Genomic DNA, 19,648 nt, shown 5'->3' with positions numbered 1-19,648 from the left:
TGCTTTATTTAGTTTTGAAGAGATAAATAAATTCTCTGGTTTTTACTTATACTTGTTCCTTCCAGCGGAAACTGCTCTTTTATTCTGCCAACACCTTTAAAATCTATTCTATAGCCTAAATTTTCAAGCTGCGGAATTACATTTTTTCCAATTAATCCCACCACATTTGGCATCTTTTTATTCTGCACAGTCACTTTTACGTTAGGTTCTACCAGTTTATTCAGGTTAACTTTCTTATCGACAAGCATTTCTTTTTCAACATTTTGCGGTGTTTTAAGGAAAGTTTTACCTGCTATTTCTTTAAAGACCGGTGCTGATACTGTTCCTCCATAAAATCCTTTAGAAACATTAGGCTCGCTGATCATTACATAGCAAGTGTATTTAGGATTATCAGCCGGATAAAAACCAGCAAATGAGGCTCTGTATTTCATAGGACCGGGAAGCCAGTATTCAAACCTTGCGGTTCCCGTTTTTCCAGCCATTCTCAGATTGGGTGTGAAAATACTTTTTGCGGTTCCCTTTTCTACAGCTTTTGTAAGAGCACTGGTCATCATTTTTATGGCTTTTTCGGATGCCATTTTGCTGACCATTACCTCTGGTTTTGCATCATACAATACCTTTCCGTCCTTCATTATTTTGTCGATAAACAAAGGCTTAAGCATTTTACCTCCATTCGCTACTCCGTTGTAAAAAGTAGTAAGCTGCAAAAGGTTGAAATTGCTTGCATATCCAAAAGATGTAGAGGCAAAAGTTCCCTTGCTCCATTTTTTATGCTCCGGAGTGTATACAAATGGTTTTGTAATGCCTGGAAGCTCGATATTCATTTTGTCGAGCATTTTCCATCTTTTTAAATGATCAAGAAAGATACTTGGTTTATCACCATAGAATTTTGTAATTAATTTAGCTGTTCCTACGTTGCTGGATTTTGCTAAAACATCACTAATGTCGTACGTTCCGTGTCCGTGTCCATCACTAATTCTTTGTCCGGCATATACCCAAACTCCGTTTCCGATATCTACTGTTGTATTCTCGTCAATAAATCCGTCATCCATTGCTGCTAAAAGCGAAACCGTTTTAAAAGTCGATCCCGGTTCAATGCCATCTTTCAGTGCATAATTATAGGAGTCTGTATAACTTCCGTCTTCGGTTTTGGTTAAATTAACCAAAGCTCTGACCTTGCCTGTTGATACTTCCATTACGATAACGGTTCCGTGCTTTGCTTCGAAATTGATCAACTGTTTTTCTAATGCAGAATGAGCTATATCCTGAATCCTGAGATCTAAAGTTGTATAAACATCCTGTCCGTCTGTAGGTTCGTTTACTTTCCAGTAATCAATTGGTTTCCATTGAGAAGAATTGACTCTCTGTTCCAATCTGCTTCCGTCGGTACCAGTAAGATATTTTGAGAAAGCACCTTCAAGACCGGAGCTGTACTTCCCATGATCCATCCCGATAGTTCCGGCTCCGATTTCTGTGGTTGCAAGTTCACGCTTATAATTCCGGTCAACAATAAAGCCTCCTTTATTTTTTCCTTTTTTGAAAATCGGAAAATTTCTGATCCTGTCATATTGGTCAAAATCAAGACCTTTTACCAAAGTATAATATTGGTTTTTTTTCTTTCTCTGCTCGTCAAATCTTTTTCTGAACTCAGCTCGTGACTTTCCGAACATTTTGCTTAAAGAATCTGTAAGAGCGCCGATATTATTGCTGTAAACGGTATCTTTTATGGTTTTAAAATCAAGATAAATATCATATCGCATTACGGTTGTTGCCAAAATAGAACCGTCTGATGCGTATAAATTTCCTCTTGCTGCCTTCAAAGTTGCTGTTCTGTAATTATTGTTGATATAATCATCTTTAATTTCCTGAACATTAGTGTTTTGAAGAATAATGATTCTTCCCAAAAACATTACAAAAACGCATAAAGCAACCACTGCAAAGAGGTAGCCCCATCGCAGCGTTTTTTTTCGCTTGTTGTCGTAATCATTTTGTTTTTGCATCAGTACTGTCTAATTTTATTAACAATTTGTGCGGATGGCTTTCCAACGGCATTAATGAATCTGCTGCTACTTCTTTACCCAGCTGAGATTCCATTTTTACTTTAATTAATTTACTCTGTGCAAATGCATTTCTGGATTTGTATTCTTCTGTCTGTTCCTTCAGTGCATTTACAATTTTTATTTTTTTATTTACCAGATGATTGCTGTAAATCATTGCCATCATTAATACAAAAAGCAGCAGGAAGTACTTGTAGTACATCTTTAGCTCATCCCGATTGAGGAAATTTCCCTTTACAATATCTATAAAGGTGAGTTTCTTTTGGGGTTTGTATGTTGTTCTTTTTGCCACAGCTTTTTTAATGTCAATTTGCTTTTGCAGTGAATTTACTTTGTTGTCAATTATCAATTTTAAAAATTCACCGCTGCCAATTCACTCGTTCACGTTTATATTTTTATTCCTGTTCTCATTTTTGCACTTCTGGCTCTTGAGTTTTCTTCAATTTCTTTATTATCAGGAATGATTGCTTTGCTTTTTACCAGTTCAAATGCTTTTTTATAATTTCCGAAAATATCTCTTTCCGGCTCACCTTCAAACATACCGTTCTTCAAAAATCTTTTTACAAGACGGTCTTCAAGAGAGTGATAAGAAATTACGACAAGCCTTCCTCCCGGCTTTAAAATATTATATGACTGAACCAGCATTTCTTTTAAGACCTCCAGTTCCTGATTTACCTCAATTCTGATTGCCTGAAACAACTGTGCGTAAAATTTATTTACTTTATGCGGTGGGAGGTAACTGAAGAGTTTTTTCAGATCTTCGGTGGTTTCTATGTTTTTGGATTTCCTGTGATGAACGATGTCCCGCGCCAGTTTTCTGGCTTCTCTGAGTTCGCCGTAATAATAAAAAATGTCTGCCAAAGCCTCTTCATCATATTCATTGATGACTTTTTTCGCATCAAGACTCTGCATTACATTCATCCTCATATCAAGCGGAGCATTGCTTCTGGTAGAAAAACCTCTTTCTGCTTCGTCAAACTGGTGTGATGAGACACCGAGATCAGCCAAAATTCCGTCTACCTTAGAAACTCCGTACATCAGGAGAGAATTTTCTAAAAACCTGAAGTTTTGATTGATAAGTGTAAATTTTTCGTCGTTAAAAGAATTTTCAAGCGCATCAAGGTCTTGGTCAAAGGCGTATAATTTTCCTTTTTCGGAAAGTCGGCTTACAATTTCACGGGAATGTCCACCACCACCAAACGTGCAGTCCACATAAATTCCGTCAGGATTCGTCACCAAATCATCCACACTTTGCTTCAATAAAACGGGGTTGTGATACATTCTGTATTTGTGTTTACATTAATTATTCTTCATCAAAAGCTCCCATTACATCTTCTGCCAGATTGGCAAAATCTTCTTCGTTGGTTGCGATTACTTTTTCATAAGCTTCTTTATCCCAGATCTCAAAAAGTTCTCCGGCACTTGTGACCACTACATCTTTCGTAAGATGGGCAAAAGTGGTAAGGTCTTTAGAGATCTGCAGTCTTCCGGCAGTATCAAGCTCTACGGTCTTTACGCCTGCGGTAAACATGCGGATAAAATCTGCATTTTTTTTGATGAATCTATTCAGTTTATTAATCTTTTCCATCAGTTTGTCCCAGGCTTTCATAGGATAAACTTCAAGACATGGTTGGAACACGGAGCGTTTTACCACAAAGGTTTTATCCTCAAAGTTCTCCATCTGCTTGATAAGCGATGAAGGTACTTTCAGGCGACCCTTGTCGTCTATTTTACACTCATATGTTCCAATGAAATTTCTCATTTGGGACAAAATTAGAAATATTTTTCCGAAATTTCCCACTTTTTCCCACTTTTTGACTTAATGTTAATAAGTTTTGATATTTGTTGATTATCAGCGAGATAAATATTTTTGCTTATTAATCTTTGAAAGCTTTATTCACCGCATAGAAAAAAGAATTTCAAATTTCTTTTCAGAAGTGGGTGAATATATTATTTTTAGTTTAAATTAGAGACATCAAAACAATTTTGGTGTTTAATTTGTATTTTTGCAAGGCTTATACAGGCACTTTATGAGATTTAGTACAAAAAAAGAAAAGAAATATAACTTTATAGAAGCGGGAGAAGGTCATCCGCTTGTGCTTTTGCACGGGCTTATGGGTGGTTTGAGTAATTTTGATAAAATGGTGAATTTTTTTTCAGAGAAAGGATTTAAGGTGTATGTGCCTCAATTGCCGATTTATGATTTGCCGGTACTCAATACCAATCTTACGACCATTGCAAAATACGTTATCAAGTTTATTGAAACCAATATCGGAAAACCCGTAACCATTGTAGGAAACTCTATGGGTGGTCATGTAGGTCTTATTTTAACACTTGCAAGACCAGATCTGGTGCAGAATCTCGTTCTTACCGGAAGTTCAGGATTGTATGAAAGAGCTTTTGGTGACAGTTTTCCGAGAAAAAATGACCGCTCTTATATCAGGAAAAAAGCTGAGGAGGTTTTTTATGATCCTGCAGTAGCTACGGAAGATCTGGTAGATGAGGTCTTCAGTGTTGTAAATGATCGGATGAAAGGAATCAAAACCGTCATGCTGGCAAGAAGTGCGATTAAACACAATATGCTGAATGATCTGCCCAAAATATCCAGACCTACGTGTCTGATTTGGGGAAAGCAGGATAATGTAACACCACCGGAAGTAGCAGAGGATATGCATAAATTTATTCCGAACTCAGATTTATTCTGGATTGATAAGTGCGGACATGCTGCGATGATGGAAAAACCGGACGAATTCAACGAAATTCTTTACAACTGGGTAAAAGATAAAGTATAAAACAATAGCCATTAAGAGAGTTCTTAATGGTTTATTTTTCTAAATAAAAATCAGATCAATGGTTATTAAAACAGCAACTTTTGTAAAAAGCAGCGGCAAATGGCAGGAATGTCCTGAGCCGAATATGCCTGAATATGCTTTTATCGGGAGATCAAATGTAGGAAAGTCTTCGCTTATCAATGCGATGATGAATCATAAAGATTTAGCAAAAACTTCGGGTACGCCGGGAAAAACCCAGCTTATCAATCATTTTTTAGTAAACGAAAACTGGTATCTTACCGATTTGCCGGGATATGGATATGCAAAGGTTTCAAAAGTTATCAGAAAAGATTTTGAAAAGCTCATTACCAATTATATTTTAAACAGGAGAAACCTGGTCAACCTTTTTGTGTTGGTAGATTCGCGTCACAGTCCGCAGAAAATAGATCTGGAATTTATCCAGTGGTGCGGAGAAAGCGGTGTTCCGTTTTCAATAGTATTTACAAAAGCGGATAAACTTAAACCTAATGTTGCGCTTCAGAATATTGAAAATTATAAGGCTGAACTTCTTAAAACATGGGAAGATCTGCCGGAATTATATCTTACTTCAGCAGAAAAAAAAGAAGGCTGTGAGGAAATTTTACATTTCATTCAGAAAACCAATGAATTTTTAGCCAACAATAGTGTAAGTTTTGATGAGTAATATAATCTGGAAAGTAAAGAGCTTTGAAGAAATGACGACTTCTGAACTTTATGAAGTGATCAAAGCGAGAGTAGATGTATTTGTAGTTGAACAAAACTGTCCTTATCCTGATCTGGATAATTATGACAGAAAAGCCCTGCATTTGTGGGCGGAAGAAGATCATACCGTTCTAGCTTACTGCAGGATTTTTGATAAAGAAATTAAATATCCTGAATGTTCCATCGGGAGAGTTTTGACCTCGGAAAAAGGGCGTGGAAAAAATTTAGGAAAACAGTTGATACAATATGCTGTTGAAATTATTGAAAACCGCTTCAGAACTTCAGAAATAAGAATCTCTGCACAAGATTATCTGTTAAGGTTTTATTCCTATTTCGGATTTGAAGATACGGGTAAAAAGTATCTTGAAGATAATATTCCGCATTCGGAAATGTTCAGAAAGTAAGATATTGCTACCTTACGAATGGCAAATAAATAAACCGGACTTTTTTAATCCGGTTTTGTTTTTTTTGTATTATTGAGTTCATTTTTTTTTGAAATTGACTAATCCTTTACGAATTGGGATCAATAAATCGGTCAATCCGTTCAGTTTTATTTCATAAATCGTAGCAAGCTGCATCCCCAATTTTCCTTTTGGCATTCCCTGTCTCTGAAACCATTCCAGATAACTAATCGGAAGATCTGCCAATACAGTATTCTGATATTTTCCGAAAGGCATTTTTACGGTACATATTTCCTGTAAAATCTCAGGATTGATTCCATTCTCCATTTTTTATACCATTAAATCTATTTTTTCTTCCAGTTCATCATCTTTGTCGGGAAGCTGAAGCTCTGGCGTTTCATCATCTGAAAATTCATTTCTGTATACCTGAATCAACAGTAGGGTAAATGAAACCAGAATAGGACCAAAAACCAATCCCATAAATCCAAAAAGTTTCATCCCCATGATGATCCCGAAAACGGTGTTAAGCGGATGAATATCTTCCAGCTTTTTAAGAAGAGTAAAGCGAAGAACATTATCAGTAAGACCTACTACAACCATACAGTATGCTCCCAAACCTAATCCTGCACCTGTGTTTCCTTCCGCAATCATAAAAATACATATCGGAACGTATATAATCGCAGCTCCTACAATAGGAATCATCGAAGCTACTGCGGTTAAAGCAAAAAGCAAGATCGGACTTGGTGCTCCAAAAATGAAGTAACCAACCAATGCAACAATTCCCTGTCCTAAAGCTACAACTGGAATTCCAATAGCATTTGCCATAATGAGTTTTCTCATTTTTTCTCCAATCATAGATACGTTCGATCTTTTCAAAGGAGCGGCAGATGTAAGAATGCGCTCAAAAAGTCTTGGCTTTTCAAACATAAAGTAAAGAATAAAATACATTGAAGCGATTACGGTCAGCGTATTAAAGGTACTGCTCAGTGCTGATGTAGAATATTTTCCGGCAAAATCTTTCAGCTTCGTCATGTTTTCTTTACTCAGAATGTCGAAATTGGTTTTAGAATAAACAAAATCATGAATCTTATCTATAAAAATATTGAACTTTTCCATGTAAGCCTGCGCATTTCCCAGCTTTTCGATCAGCAGGTCAGCAATGAAATAAATTGGAAGGATGATGATGATCAAACTTGCGAACATCAATGCAAGAGAAGATGCCCAAGGTTTCCATTTTCGTTCTTCCTGGAGATAGAAATTGTATTTTCTGCATACTACATAGATCGTAATTGCTCCTAAAACAGACGGAATAAACAAGGCAAGATTAAAGCAGATAAGAACTGCCAAAATCAGAATAATTGCAAGAAGCGAGACCTGTTTTATTTTAATACTGCTGATTTGATTTTCTTTGTGTAACATTTAGTGGTTTGTTATTTGTCTTGGTTTTCCTAAAAATGCACAGTAAGTAGAATACATTACGATGTTGATGAATGGTAAACTAAAAATTATACCAACACAGCAAAAAAGTAATCCTGAAAGACTGATTATTCCTCCCAATAGTGCCGTAAGTAAAAAAACAGCATAATTATCTTTAGCAATATTAAATGTCTTGTTGAGGGCATCCATTGTGGTGGCATTTTCAAACAATAAAATAGGATACCCCATTAAAAATAAAGGATATACAAAAAGGAAAGGCAGTCCGCACAACATTAATGATACAAAATAAATGATGGTAGTGATAAGCCCGTAAAGCAATATATTCCCGAGATTTTGCCGATAACCAATAAAAAGATCAGAAAACTGAATTGGAATTTTGGTGTTAAATTTATTGGTAATATAAATTAAACCAACACTGAGTGGTGCAAGCAGGATGCCCCAAAGTCCTGAAAAAGAATAATAAACCCGTGATTCCGGTCTTTCCCAAATTGAAGAATTGGAAGAGAGTTCGCTGAAATTCCCATAATCGAAATCCTGCCATATTGTAAATCCCGTTAATGTTTGGATGATGCTGTCACCAATGATATAAATAATCATGTATAGGATGACATACAGAAATACACCCTTATACATTTCAAAAGCGTGAGAGATAATAGAGCCGGTTTCTCTTGCAGGAACAGAACCCTGCTCATCAAATTCGTTAAATTCTGACATAGCTTAATATTTTTATGATTACTCAAATTTAATTTTTTTGAGTCATTAAACCATGAAAGATTCAGTATTTTATGATTTTTCTGAAAAAATAATCTTGTAAAGAGAATAAATCATGGCGTTCCAAAAAGGAAAAGTGAAAAGCGCACCCACGAAAAATACTCCAAAACCGATGTATTTGAAAATGAAAGCAATCAGAATACAAACAAAAATTTCAATAAAGTAATTTTTCATTGCTTTGAAGCTTAACGAAAGTCCCTCAAAAATGGTTTTGTTCTGGAAAAACATCAAAGGTGCAATAAATAAGGTAACAGCAATCCAGAATACCGGAAAAATGACTGTTCCTAAAAGTTGTGAGTAAGGTAAGATCCAAAACAGAAAATAAGAACCGTATCTGAAAAAATTGGAACCATTATATCCTACAAACAGATCAGAAAGACCGATTTCTTCATTCAGATCCATCTTTCTGTAGATTTGGAAAAAGCCCAGATTTAAAGGATAAAGAAAAATGATGGTTCCTAAGAAAGAGTACATAAACATTCTTGAACTTTCGGTCTGCGAAAGAGCCTGAGCTTTTTCCAGATAAGCTTCTGTACTTGTTTTATACGCTTCGATCAATGCCTGATTCTGTTCCCATATTCCGAATTTTGTGGCAAAGAAAAATAGGGAGGTAAAAAAGACGGAAAAATAGATAATGGAAAACATCAGTTGATAGATCAACGTTTTATTCCAGTAGAAAAACGCCTGCTTTACTATAAAATCTATTCCCGGTTTTTGTGGATAATTCTCCTGCATTGAAATTTTTTATGCAAAAGTAAACATCAATAACTATTTTTGCGGAATGTTTTCTGTAAATACTCAAAAATTTTTGGAAATGGACGAACTTTCACAGCAGAAAGTTCCTTTTTTCTTCATGATTGATTTTTTGGCAGACCATATTGAAGTATTTAAAGAGAATGAGTTGAAAGAAAAAGGTTTGTTGCTTGATTTTCAATTGTTTTCTAATGCTTCTGAAAAGCCTGAATTAAATAAAAATCCCGAATTGCATTCTTATCCCGAAACGCTCGAAAGTTTCAGAAAGGGCTTTGAATATGTTCAGAAAAATATTCATTTAGGCAATTCCTATCTTACCAATTATACCAGAAAAACCAAAATTGAAACAAATCTAAGCCTTGAAGAGATTTTTTATCATTCTAAAGCTAAATATAAAGTATTATATCCGGATTTTTTCGTATTTTTTTCTCCCGAAACATTTGTAAAGATCATTAACGGAGAAATTTTCACTTATCCGATGAAAGGCACTATTGATGCTTCTGTAGAAAATGCCGCCGAAGTGCTTAAAAATGATAAGAAAGAAAAAGCAGAACATTATACAGTTGTAGATCTTTTAAGAAATGATCTCAGCAGAGTGGCAGATGATGTAAAGGTGGATAAATTTCAGTACATTGATTTTTTAAAAACCCACCAGAAAGATTTGTACGCAATGAGTTCTGAAATTTCGGGAATAATAAAGCCTGAATATGTTGGGAAAATCGGAAGTGTAATGCGGAAACTTCTTCCTGCCGGTTCTATTCTGGGTGCGCCAAAACCCAAAACTCTGGAAATTATTCTGGAGGCAGAAAACTACAACAGAGGGTTTTACACAGGCATTTGCGGCTGGTTTGATGGTGAGAATCTCGATAGCTGCGTGATGATAAGATTTATTGAAAAAGAAAATGATACGCTATACTTCAAAAGCGGCGGTGGAATTACCCACATGAGCAAACTGGAAGACGAGTATCAGGAAATGAAAAATAAGATATATGTTCCAATTCATTGAAAGTATTAAAGTAGAAGATCAGGAAATTTTCCTTTTGGAGCTTCACCAGAAGCGTACAAACCAGACCTTTGCCAATTTTGGTAAGGAAGGTTCTATTGATCTGGAAAAAATTTTTAAAAACCTGAATCACGATGAAGATGGTTTGTATAAACTAAAAATTACCTACGATTTAGACAAACGTTTCCGTACAATGATGATTCCTTATGCTATTCCGGAAATTCATGATTTTCAGTTGGTTGAAAACAATAGCTACGATTATTCATTCAAGTTTGAAGACCGGAAAGAACTGGAAAGAATGAAGATAAAAGCTAAAACGGAAGAAATCATTATCGTAAAAAATAATCATATTACCGACACTTCATTTTCTAATCTGCTTTTTCTAAAAGGTAAAGAATGGTTTACACCGACAACCTACCTTCTGAACGGTGTACAGAGACAGAATCTTCTGAAAAAAAAGAAAATCAAGGAAATGGAAATCACCCTTCAGAATATTAAGGAGTTTTCTCATTTTCAGTTGATTAATGCGCTGAATGACTTTGATGATATGTTTATCTACCCGATTCACAAAATCAGCAATCTTCCCGGAAACAATGATTATTTGGATTTTTAATTGAATTGTTTCAGCACAGATTATGTTTCATGGCAAAAAGCACAAGTCCGACTCTGTTTTTGATTTCTAATTTGATGAAAACAGAATCTCTGTAGCCGTCAACAGTTTTTGGGCTTACAAACATTTTGTCAGCAATTTCTTTATAGGTCAGTTCGCTGCATGCCCATTTAATAAATTCGAGTTCTCTGCCTTTTAATTCTGAAAGTAAAGATTCGGTTTTAAGATCTTCGGTTTTCACCTTTAGTAATTTTTGTGCGACGAAATCGGTATAAAAGCTGCCCTTTTCGTATACCGTATCAATTGCCTGAAATAAAATGGAAGGCTGCATATCTTTCAGCAAATATCCTTTGGCTCCGGCTTTCAGCATTTTGATCAGAATTTTTTCATCATCTTCCATGGTAAGTGCGATGACTTTAATTTCGGGATGATTTTTAGAGAGCCATTCCGTGGTTTCGATTCCATTTTTAAAGGGCATATTAATATCCATCAGAACAACTGCGGGAAGTTCTTCTGATTTCTGCAGTGCTTCAATAAAGTCTTCACCGTTCGGCTGATTCATCACCACACGATAATTGGGATTTTCCACGATCATATTTTCCAGTGCTTTAGACATTAGGGTATGATCGTCAACAATGGCAATGGGAATTTTTTTCATAGGTAGTTTTTTAGGGTAATCAGTTTTTATGATAGATTATGGTTGTCTTTGTTCCTTTTTCCAATTGAGAACTGATGGAAAAGTCTGCCTGAATGATTTTTGCGCGAAGCTGCATATTTTTCAGTCCCGAACCGTCATTTTCTGTGGCAGTATCAAACCCTTTTCCGTTATCTGAAATCGTAATGGAAAGAATGGATGGCGTTTCATCAATCGTAATTTCTACTTTCTTAGCTCTTGAATGTTTCAGAATATTGTTGATACTTTCCTGAATGATTCTGAAAAGAATAAGACCATTTTTCGGAGAAATATCAATGTCATGCTTTTGTGAAATGATTTCAATATCCAAAAGTCTCAGCTTTCTGATTTTTAGAATTTCACGCTCCAGAGATTCCATCAGTCCGAAATGGATAACCTGCTCTGTGATGAGTGTTTTCGATAAATTTCTGATGTCCTGAATGCACTCACCCAGCAATTCGCTCAATTCTGTAAGCTCTTCCTTCTCTACAGTATTTATTTTGCTGATGAGCTGATTCTGCCTTAATCTTACTACTGAAAGTTTTTGGCCAAGATCATCATGAAGTTCCTGACCGATGTAATTGAGCGTCTGTTCTTTTATTTCAATCTGAGAAGTCGTTAATTCTTTTTCAAAACGCATATCTTTCTCTTTCTGCTGAATCAGTAATATTGTTTTTTTCTGAAGAAAAATTACATAAACGAAAATCATCGTCAGAACAACGATCAGTAAGGTAATGGTAAAAATGATAACCAGATTATTCAGTTCCATACGCTGATTTCAATTTATGTTTTTTCGGGTTTGTTCAGAATAAGACCAAAAATAATAATAGCGTTATTGATAAGGTTCAATAAAAATAAAATAAAAAAATAAATGTTAAGAGAAACGGTATTCCGGAAAAAAATAATAGGAATGATTCCGATATAAAAAATCAGACAGGCAACAGAAATCCAGAAAGGCAGATAATTTTTTATTCTGAATATTTTATCAGAATTGAACGTTTGGTATAAAAATAAAATAACCGAAAATGTGAGCAAAAGGATGTTAACGTAAAATATACTAAAAGAAAAATGCCCAAAAAAATTAGGATTAAAAAACATCATTACCCCAATATTTACCCAGAAAACCATCAGAAATAAAAGTTGCGTTTTTTTAAGAAAAGGGATGTAAAACAGACGGTAATAATATAGTAAATAAAGAAAAAAAGCACCGAAAATGCCTAAAATATAAAAGGTATCGGTTGGCTTCTTTGTTGTTTTAAAATAGAAATAGCAAAAAAGATCAATGGCAGAGAGTAAAATAAATCCTGAAAAAAAATACATATTTACTTTCTGAATTTTTTTATAATTCCAGAAAATTATCATCAAAACGATCACCAGCATGATCATTGACACTTTTTTGCTTATTTCTACATCCCAATTCATTTTGATGATTTTTTAGTTCATGGAATTGGTTAAAGAGTTAGGCGGCGGTGCAAGATTGGTCATATTCAGTGGCTGAATAGACTGTACATCTTCGTTTTCGTCCATCGTTTGTGCTCTTTTAAGTGTTGTATTGTCTTCTTTTTCTGCTTTTGCAGTTGGCATTAAAAAAATAGTCTGGTAGCCGGCGTATTCAGGTTTTGCCATTTTACCGGCAGGATGATTTTCCGGATATTTCCCTAAATAAATTCTTATTCCGGGATCTTTCAGATTTTGTTTTTTAGCATTTTCTTTTACGTACTTGATAAAGCCTTCCATATCTTCCAGGGAAAACCAATACCAGCGGGAATCGGGATTTCCGTTTCTTGATTGGGCGAGAATCTGGTTGTTGGTTCTGGAGTATTCGTCAAACAAAACCCTGCTTTCCTCATAGGTGATCAGTTTCTTTTTGTAGCTGTCGCTTACGGGTTCTTCGGGCGGAGGCGGAGTGCATCTTACAGTAAAGACTGCAATAAAAGCAAATACAATCAGGCTCAAAATTGCACCTGGATTTCTGAACAAAAATTTAGTTTTCATGTTTTACTATTTTTTTATAAGGTTGTGTAACAAAGTTAGTTATATGCTTCCTTACAAAAAAGGGGTAAAACACCGTTTTTTAAACCAAAAAAAATATTGAAGAAAGTTTATCCTTTCAAAGCAGCAATCTCGTCACGTAATTTGGCAGCTTTTATAAAATCTAAATTTTTAGCAGCCGCTTCCATTTCTTTTTGTTTCTGAGCGATAATTTTCTCTACATCTGCTGATGAATAATTGGCTTTTGTTTCTGCAACTTTTTGTACAATTTCTTTCTGAGTGTACCTTTCATCGGGGAAATCCTTGCTTCTTCCTACCAGATTTTCGGATATTTTTTTATTTAATGCAGTCGGAACTTTGCCATGTTTCTCGTTATATGCTATTTGTTTAGCTCGGCGGTATTCGGTTTCATCGAGTGTATTCTGCATGGATTTTGTGATTTTATCTGCATACATAATCGCTCTTCCGTTCACGTTTCTCGCTGCACGTCCTACAGTCTGAATCATAGACCTTCGGCTTCTGAGCATTCCTTCTTTATCAGCGTCCAAAATGGCAACCAATGAAACTTCGGGTAAATCTAAACCTTCTCTGAGTAAATTTACTCCAATCAATACATCAAATAGTCCCAGACGCAGATCCTGCATAATCTGGATACGCTCCAGAGTTTCTACATCAGAATGAATATATCTTGTTCTGATTCCGAATTTTGTGAAATATTTGGTGAGTTCTTCCGCCATTTTCTTAGTTAAAGTGGTTACAAGAACCCGTTCGTCAATTTCTGCACGCTTCCGGATTTCTTCCATTAAATCATCAATCTGATTGATAGTCGGGCGGATTTCAATAATCGGATCTAGAAGTCCGGTTGGGCGGATAATTTGTTCAATATATTCACCGCCTGTTTTTTCAAGCTCATAATCTGCAGGAGTTGCCGAAACGTAAATAACCTGATTTTGAATTGCTTCAAATTCTTTAAACTTTAAAGGTCTGTTGTCCATCGCAGCAGGAAGTCGGAAACCGTATTCTACCAAAGCTTCCTTACGGCTTCTGTCGCCGCCATACATAGCATGAACCTGCGGAACAGTAACGTGACTTTCATCAATGACCATCAAAAAATCTTTAGGAAAATAATCTAAAAGGCAGAATGGCCGTGATCCGGGAATTCTTCCGTCTAAATATCGGGAATAATTTTCAATTCCTGAGCAGTAACCCAGTTCCTTAATCATTTCAAGATCAAGTTCGGTACGTTCCTGAAGCCTTTTAGCTTCAAGCGGTTTTTCGATAGAACTGAAAAAATCAACTTGTTTTACCAAGTCATCCTGGATGTTTCTTATGGCTCCGTTTAATGTTTCTTTTGAAGTAACAAAAAGATTGGCAGGATAGATCTGAATCTGTTCAAAATTAGATGTTACATTTCCTGAGACCGGATCAAAGCTCTGGATTTTTTCTATTTCATCACCAAAAAACTGAATTCTTACTCCGTTATCTGCATAGGCAGGAAAGACATCAACTACATCACCTTTTACCCTGAATGTACCTCTTTGGAAGTCTCTCAAAGTTCTGGAATATAATGCATTAACCAAAGAATGAAGAAGGGAGGTCCTTGTAGTTTTTTCACCAATTGCCAGTGAAATCAAAGATTTATGAAACTCTGACGGATTTCCGATACCGTAAATGCATGAAACAGAGGCAACAATCAGTACATCTCTTCTTCCTGAAAGTAAACTTGCCGTTGCTGAAAGTCTTAATTTTTCCACCTCTTCATTGATGCTGAGGTCTTTTTCTATATAGGTTCCGGAACTCGCAATGTATGCTTCAGGTTGATAATAATCGTAATAACTGACGAAATACTCTACCGCGTTTTCCGGAAAAAATTCTTTAAATTCCATAAAAAGCTGAGCTGCCAAAGTTTTGTTGTGAGCCAAAACTAAAGTCGGTTTTTGTACATTGTTCACTACATTGGCAACGGTAAAGGTTTTTCCCGAACCTGTCACTCCGAGTAAAGTCTGATATTTTTCACCGATTTCCACGCCTTTTGTCAGCTTTTCGATGGCTTGAGGCTGGTCTCCGGTTGGCTTATATTCTGATTGAAGCTTGAATTTCATAGAACAAATTTAGGAAATAAAAAAGAGTCCGAATCGGACTCCTGAATATATTTATTGTGTTTTTTTAGGTTTTTCAAAATGCAGGCTTATTGGTATGCTAAATGCCGTTTTCACTGGTTTTCCTGCATTGGTTGCAGGCTTCCATAATGTTTCTCCTAATGCTAGTTTTACAGACCTTTCTGCCTCCTTATTAAAATCTTCCTGAATTCCTGTGCTAATTACTTTTTCTACTTTTCCGGTTTCATCAATAGAAATATATACTACAGATTGTAAAGTTTCCTTGTCATCTTTAATATTAGCAGGATTAAAGACTTCTGCCGCTTTCTTTCTTATACCGGATACTCCGCCAGGAAATTCTGCCTGTACAAAACTTGATGATGGAGGCGGAGGCGCCGGAATGGAAGAGTCATTGCTTTTATGGTTTTCTTCTGCTTTTATATTGTTCTTTTCCTGAGGTTTTATTGTATCTTTTTCTAGATGCGATAAGAAGTCGTTTTTATCATTGTCATTAAATGTTACGCCAATACCTTTTTTTTCATCATTATTGATCTTTTGATAAACTTCAGAATAATAAGTTGATTGTTTTTTAGTATCTGTTGTTATTTTTGAATCAGCAGCTTTTGTATTTTCATTCGCATATACTTTTTCAGCAAATACAAACGCAAGTACAATAAAAGCGGGTAATGCTAGATAGTTCTTGGTAGTTGCAAATTTTGAATTTTTCTTTGTCATCATAATAAATCTTTTTTTAGTGTTGTTAAAATTAAATTGGTGTATTAAAGCGATATTTTGCTGCTTTAGAATTTCTTGTAAAATCAGTTCCTGATAAACTTTTATATTTTTATTTTCTGCAATTACAGCTTCATCAGCGAGAAATTCATGATTGTTGATAATTGCTTTTTTATAGAAATATATGAAAGGATTAAACCAAAAAACAGCTTTTATAATTTTTATAAATAATATATCTGCTGTGTGTTTTTGCATTATGTGAATATTCTCATGCAGAAAAATAGTTTCATCAATCTTTGAGTCTTTAAAATAGTTTTCTGAGAGATAAATTGTATCCCAAAAACTGAATGGAGCAAAATCTTTCTGTAGGAGAACAATTTTTCGGTCCTGATAGATGATTCTTTTTCCTTTTAATCTTTTTATTTTTAATACTGAGTAGATAAGTTTTAGAAATAAAAATCCGGTAATCAGAACGCTTAAAACCAGAAGAGCTTTTAGATAATCAAAACTTTCTTGCTGTATAGCCGGATTTTGTAAAATGGTCTGTGAGATTTCTCCCACTAAAACTGTTTTTGGAGTTACTTCTTCAATTTGTTTTGTTTCTATCGTTGCAAAAGGAATTGATAGTGAGAATATTAAAGCTGAAAGTAGATAAAAACGATTGAATACAAAAGTTTTTTCTTTTGCTAGAAATATATGATAAAAACCCAACAACATTCCTGAGCATAAGATAGTTTTCAAAAGAATGATTTCCATAACTAATCTTTTATTTCTTTATCAATAATATCACGGAGTTCTTTCAGTTGTTTTTGAGTCAATTTTGAATTGGAGGTAAAAAATGAAGCAAATTGTGTCACAGAGCTGTTAAAAAAACGGTCAATCATAGAAGTCATTTCCTCTTTGAAATATTCGGTTTTTGCTACTTTCGGGAAGTATTCACGCGAATTTCCATATACCTTAAATCCTACAAGATCTTTGTTATGCATTCTTTTTAGAAGCGTTGCAACGGTAGTTGCTGCTGGCTTCGGGTCGGGATAAGCTTCCAGAATATCTTTCATAAAAGCTTTTTCTTTTTCCCAGAGAATTTCCATCAGGCTTTTTTCTGAATTGGTAAGTTTTATTTCATTCATGTTCTACAAAATTTAATATTGTTCTACAAATGTAGAAATTAATTTTAATTGTGCAAAATTATTGTGGCATTATTTTTCCACTTATAGAAAATTGAACCTTTAAATATTATTATGAAAAAATTACTCTTACCTATTTTACTGGCTTCTGCTACAGGCTTAGTTTCCTGTCAGGGAAAAGGAAAGCCAAGTGAACCATCCGCAAAAGAAGAAAAGCCAAACACCAACTACAAGCCTGCTTTTGGAGGACAAACAAGGATTACTCCAATAAAAACCTCAACTCCATATAAGGTAGAAGTCCTTAATACATCTTTAGGCAGACCTTGGGGAATTATCAATCTTCCTGACGGCCGTTTTTTAATTACTGAAAAATCAGGTTATATGAATGTGGTTTCTGCTGACGGAAAACAGGTTTCTAAAATTGAAGGATTTCCTAAAGTAGATTCAAAAGGACAAGGCGGTATGCTTGATGTTGCTCTGGATCCAGATTTCAAAACTAATAATATGATCTTTTTTGTTTTTTCTGAGCCTTATGGCGAAGGAAATTTGACATCTGTTGCCAAAGGAAAGCTTTCTGAGGATATGAAGAATATTTCTGATGTAAAAGTAATTTTCCGTGCCACTCCTTCTTATGACGGAGATAAACATTACGGAAGCCGTCTTGTTTTTGATAAAGATGGTAATCTTTTTGTAAGTACCGGAGAAAGATCTGATAAGGTGACAAGAGTATATGCTCAGAAAACAGATAACTATTTAGGAAAAATCCTGAAAATAACAAAGGATGGAAAACCTGCTCCGGGAAATCCATTCATTGGCAAAGATGGTTATAAGCCTGAAATCTATGCTTTTGGAATCCGCAGTCCGCAAGGTATTGCGCTGGATGAAAAAGGGCAGCTTTGGGATATTGAAATGGGACCGAGAGGTGGTGATGAAATCAATTTAATTCAACCGGGGAAAAATTACGGTTGGGGCGATGTAAGCTATGGAATTGAATACAATGGTGATAAAATAAACAATGGAACCACCCAAAAGGCAGGGACTGAACAGCCGGTTTATTATTGGGACCCGGTAGTTTCTCCGAGTGGCGTGACATTCTATAACGGAAATATTGAGGAATGGAAAAATAATCTTTTTATTGCGTGTCTCAGCGGACAACATATTAACAGAATTGTCCTGAAAGACAATAAAGTAGTAGGTGAGGAGCGTCTTCTTTTAGATCAAAAAGAAAGATTCCGTGATGTCTTGAGTGCAACGGATGGAAATCTGTACGGAATTACCGACAGTGGAAAGTTATATAAAATTTCCGGAAAATAAATTCCTGATTAATCAAATTGATATGTAATTCCGGTGTAAAGTAAGTAATTTTGCACAGGAAATAAAAAATCCCTTTCAAAAAAATGAAAGGGATATTTATTTAAGGCTCTTTAATAAATTATAGAATTAATTAATTGGTTTCCAATCAACAACTGCCCTGATAAAAGCTTCTGCGTTTTCCACAGGAATATTTGGTAAAATTCCGTGTCCGAGATTGGCGATGTATCGGTCTTTTCCGAAACGGTTGATCATTTCAGTAACCATTTTTTTAATAGTTTCAGGACTTGAATGTAATCTTGCCGGATCAAAATTTCCCTGCAATGTGATTGAATTATTGGTGAGCTTTCTTGCGATTTCCGGACTTACTGTCCAGTCTACACCTAATGCGGAAGCATTAGAATTTGTCATGTCTTCTAAAGCAAACCAACATCCTTTTCCGAAAACGACAACGTGAGTTAGCGGGCTTAAAGCTTCTACGATTTGATTGATATACTGCCATGAAAATTCCTGATAATCAGCAGGAGAAAGCATTCCGCCCCAGGAATCAAAAACCTGAACGGCAGAAACACCTTTTTCAACCTTTCTTTTTAGATAAGCAATGGTTGTATCGGTAATTTTCTGAAGTAATAAATGTGCGGCTTCCGGCTGCTGGAAACAGAAAGATTTTGCAATATCAAATGCTTTGCTTCCTTTTCCTTCCACACAATAGCAAAGAATTGTCCATGGAGAGCCTGCAAAACCAATCAGGGGAATCTCGTTGTCTAATTTCTGCAAAGTAAGTTCTATCGCATCAAAAACGTATCCTAAAGTATCATTCACATCGGGAACAACAACATTCTGTACATCTTCCATAGTTCTGATCGGGTTATCCAGCCACGGACCAACAGATTCCTTCATCTTAAAATCTATTCCCATTGCTTGCGGAACTACCAGAATATCAGAAAATAAAATCGCAGCATCTAAAGGAAATCTTCTGATCGGCTGTACCGTGATTTCGGACGCCAATTCAGGAGTCTGACATCTTGTAAAAAAATCATACTGATCACGAAGTGCAATAAATTCCGGCAAATATCTTCCTGCCTGTCTCATCATCCAAACCGGAGGTCTTTCTACGGTTTCTCCACGAAGTGCTTTTAAGTATAGGTCGTTTTTAATCATAATTATAGT

General features: G+C 35.4%; 22 protein-coding genes. 6 read left to right on the top strand and 16 right to left on the bottom strand.

What is annotated here, in order from left to right:
- Positions 1–8 precede the first annotated feature (8 nt).
- From AC0NBN_RS09325 to mraZ, 4 genes are all read right to left on the bottom strand, one after another.
- A complete protein-coding gene (locus tag AC0NBN_RS09325; protein ID WP_160812589.1) occupies positions 9–2,000 on the bottom strand; it encodes a penicillin-binding transpeptidase domain-containing protein in 1,992 nt (663 codons plus the stop codon).
- Entirely contained in the window at positions 1,984–2,349 is a 366-nt protein-coding gene (locus tag AC0NBN_RS09320; protein WP_143883153.1) for an FtsL-like putative cell division protein, read from the bottom strand. The genes AC0NBN_RS09325 and AC0NBN_RS09320 overlap by 17 nt, the downstream gene beginning before the upstream one ends.
- Positions 2,350–2,444: 95 nt before the next feature.
- A complete protein-coding gene (rsmH, locus tag AC0NBN_RS09315; RefSeq protein WP_160812588.1) occupies positions 2,445–3,338 on the bottom strand; it encodes a 16S rRNA (cytosine(1402)-N(4))-methyltransferase RsmH in 894 nt (297 codons plus the stop codon).
- Positions 3,339–3,360: 22 nt separating this feature from the next.
- Positions 3,361–3,819, bottom strand: coding sequence for a division/cell wall cluster transcriptional repressor MraZ (gene mraZ, locus AC0NBN_RS09310; protein ID WP_160812587.1), 459 nt, complete (start codon positions 3,817–3,819; stop codon positions 3,361–3,363).
- 268 nt (positions 3,820–4,087) lie between these two features.
- Here mraZ and AC0NBN_RS09305 point away from each other — a divergent pair, with 268 nt between their 5' ends.
- Genes AC0NBN_RS09305 through AC0NBN_RS09295 form a run of 3 tightly spaced genes read left to right on the top strand, consistent with a single transcriptional unit; the run spans position 4,088 to position 5,973 of the window.
- Entirely contained in the window at positions 4,088–4,849 is a 762-nt protein-coding gene (locus tag AC0NBN_RS09305) for an alpha/beta fold hydrolase (protein WP_130914409.1), read from the top strand.
- Between the two features lie 58 nt (positions 4,850–4,907).
- The gene (yihA, locus tag AC0NBN_RS09300) at positions 4,908–5,531 is read left to right on the top strand and encodes a ribosome biogenesis GTP-binding protein YihA/YsxC (protein WP_144281402.1); all 624 of its coding nucleotides are present in this window, start codon (positions 4,908–4,910) and stop codon (positions 5,529–5,531) included.
- Positions 5,524–5,973: a GNAT family N-acetyltransferase gene (locus AC0NBN_RS09295; protein WP_160812586.1), complete on the top strand. Its 450-nt coding sequence runs from the start codon at positions 5,524–5,526 to the stop codon at positions 5,971–5,973. Before yihA ends, AC0NBN_RS09295 begins: the two co-directional genes overlap by 8 nt.
- A 78-nt stretch (positions 5,974–6,051) precedes the next feature.
- Here the strand turns inward: AC0NBN_RS09295 and AC0NBN_RS09290 are convergent, their stop codons facing one another.
- The 4 genes from AC0NBN_RS09290 to AC0NBN_RS09275 form a co-directional block, all read right to left on the bottom strand.
- Positions 6,052–6,285 (bottom strand): DUF3820 family protein, encoded by a 234-nt coding sequence (locus AC0NBN_RS09290; RefSeq protein WP_160812637.1) that lies wholly within the window; start codon positions 6,283–6,285, stop codon positions 6,052–6,054.
- A 15-nt stretch (positions 6,286–6,300) separates the two neighbouring features.
- Positions 6,301–7,389, bottom strand: coding sequence for an AI-2E family transporter (locus AC0NBN_RS09285; RefSeq protein WP_160812585.1), 1,089 nt, complete (start codon positions 7,387–7,389; stop codon positions 6,301–6,303).
- Positions 7,390–8,121 (bottom strand): beta-carotene 15,15'-monooxygenase, encoded by a 732-nt coding sequence (locus tag AC0NBN_RS09280; protein ID WP_160812584.1) that lies wholly within the window; start codon positions 8,119–8,121, stop codon positions 7,390–7,392.
- 69 nt (positions 8,122–8,190) lie between these two features.
- Positions 8,191–8,913, bottom strand: coding sequence for a hypothetical protein (locus tag AC0NBN_RS09275; protein WP_160812583.1), 723 nt, complete (start codon positions 8,911–8,913; stop codon positions 8,191–8,193).
- A 46-nt stretch (positions 8,914–8,959) separates the two neighbouring features.
- Here AC0NBN_RS09275 and AC0NBN_RS09270 point away from each other — a divergent pair, with 46 nt between their 5' ends.
- Both AC0NBN_RS09270 and AC0NBN_RS09265 read left to right on the top strand, forming a co-directional pair.
- Positions 8,960–9,937, top strand: a complete 978-nt coding sequence (locus AC0NBN_RS09270; RefSeq protein ID WP_160812582.1) for an aminodeoxychorismate synthase component I — start codon at positions 8,960–8,962, stop codon at positions 9,935–9,937.
- Entirely contained in the window at positions 9,921–10,547 is a 627-nt protein-coding gene (locus AC0NBN_RS09265; protein ID WP_160812581.1) for an aminotransferase class IV, read from the top strand. Before AC0NBN_RS09270 ends, AC0NBN_RS09265 begins: the two co-directional genes overlap by 17 nt.
- 10 nt (positions 10,548–10,557) lie before the next feature.
- On the opposite strand, the gene AC0NBN_RS09260 is transcribed toward AC0NBN_RS09265, so the two are convergent.
- The 7 genes from AC0NBN_RS09260 to AC0NBN_RS09230 all read right to left on the bottom strand — a co-directional run bounded on the left by AC0NBN_RS09260 (position 10,558) and on the right by AC0NBN_RS09230 (position 17,170).
- Complete coding sequence (locus AC0NBN_RS09260; protein WP_160812580.1) at positions 10,558–11,202, bottom strand: response regulator transcription factor; 645 nt, start codon at positions 11,200–11,202, stop codon at positions 10,558–10,560.
- A 19-nt stretch (positions 11,203–11,221) separates the two neighbouring features.
- A complete protein-coding gene (locus AC0NBN_RS09255) occupies positions 11,222–11,986 on the bottom strand; it encodes an ATP-binding protein (protein ID WP_160812579.1) in 765 nt (254 codons plus the stop codon).
- Positions 11,987–12,000: 14 nt separating this feature from the next.
- Positions 12,001–12,639 carry a hypothetical protein gene (locus tag AC0NBN_RS09250; protein WP_143883165.1) on the bottom strand — a complete coding sequence of 213 codons (639 nt, stop codon included), beginning with the start codon at positions 12,637–12,639 and terminating at the stop codon, positions 12,001–12,003.
- 12 nt (positions 12,640–12,651) lie between these two features.
- Positions 12,652–13,212 carry a hypothetical protein gene (locus AC0NBN_RS09245; protein ID WP_160812578.1) on the bottom strand — a complete coding sequence of 187 codons (561 nt, stop codon included), beginning with the start codon at positions 13,210–13,212 and terminating at the stop codon, positions 12,652–12,654.
- Positions 13,213–13,319: 107 nt separating this feature from the next.
- A complete protein-coding gene (gene uvrB / locus AC0NBN_RS09240) occupies positions 13,320–15,311 on the bottom strand; it encodes an excinuclease ABC subunit UvrB (RefSeq protein WP_160812577.1) in 1,992 nt (663 codons plus the stop codon).
- A 51-nt stretch (positions 15,312–15,362) separates the two neighbouring features.
- Positions 15,363–16,796, bottom strand: coding sequence for a M56 family metallopeptidase (locus AC0NBN_RS09235; RefSeq protein ID WP_160812576.1), 1,434 nt, complete (start codon positions 16,794–16,796; stop codon positions 15,363–15,365).
- A 2-nt stretch (positions 16,797–16,798) separates the two neighbouring features.
- On the bottom strand, positions 16,799–17,170 hold the full coding sequence (locus AC0NBN_RS09230) for a BlaI/MecI/CopY family transcriptional regulator (RefSeq protein ID WP_160812575.1): 372 nt from the start codon (positions 17,168–17,170) through the stop codon (positions 16,799–16,801).
- Positions 17,171–17,281: 111 nt separating this feature from the next.
- Between AC0NBN_RS09230 and AC0NBN_RS09225 the strand changes: the two genes are divergently transcribed.
- Positions 17,282–18,481 carry a PQQ-dependent sugar dehydrogenase gene (locus AC0NBN_RS09225; RefSeq protein WP_160812574.1) on the top strand — a complete coding sequence of 400 codons (1,200 nt, stop codon included), beginning with the start codon at positions 17,282–17,284 and terminating at the stop codon, positions 18,479–18,481.
- A gap of 126 nt (positions 18,482–18,607) precedes the next feature.
- Here AC0NBN_RS09225 and hemE read toward each other — a convergent pair whose 3' ends face one another.
- Positions 18,608–19,639 carry a uroporphyrinogen decarboxylase gene (gene hemE / locus AC0NBN_RS09220; RefSeq protein WP_143883171.1) on the bottom strand — a complete coding sequence of 344 codons (1,032 nt, stop codon included), beginning with the start codon at positions 19,637–19,639 and terminating at the stop codon, positions 18,608–18,610.
- Between the last annotated feature and the right edge of the window lie 9 nt (positions 19,640–19,648).

It is taken from the genome of Chryseobacterium sp. L12 (genome assembly GCF_056133985.1).
The sequence above is the reverse complement of the archived record's forward strand: the minus strand, read 5'-3'. Positions and strand labels throughout refer to the sequence as shown.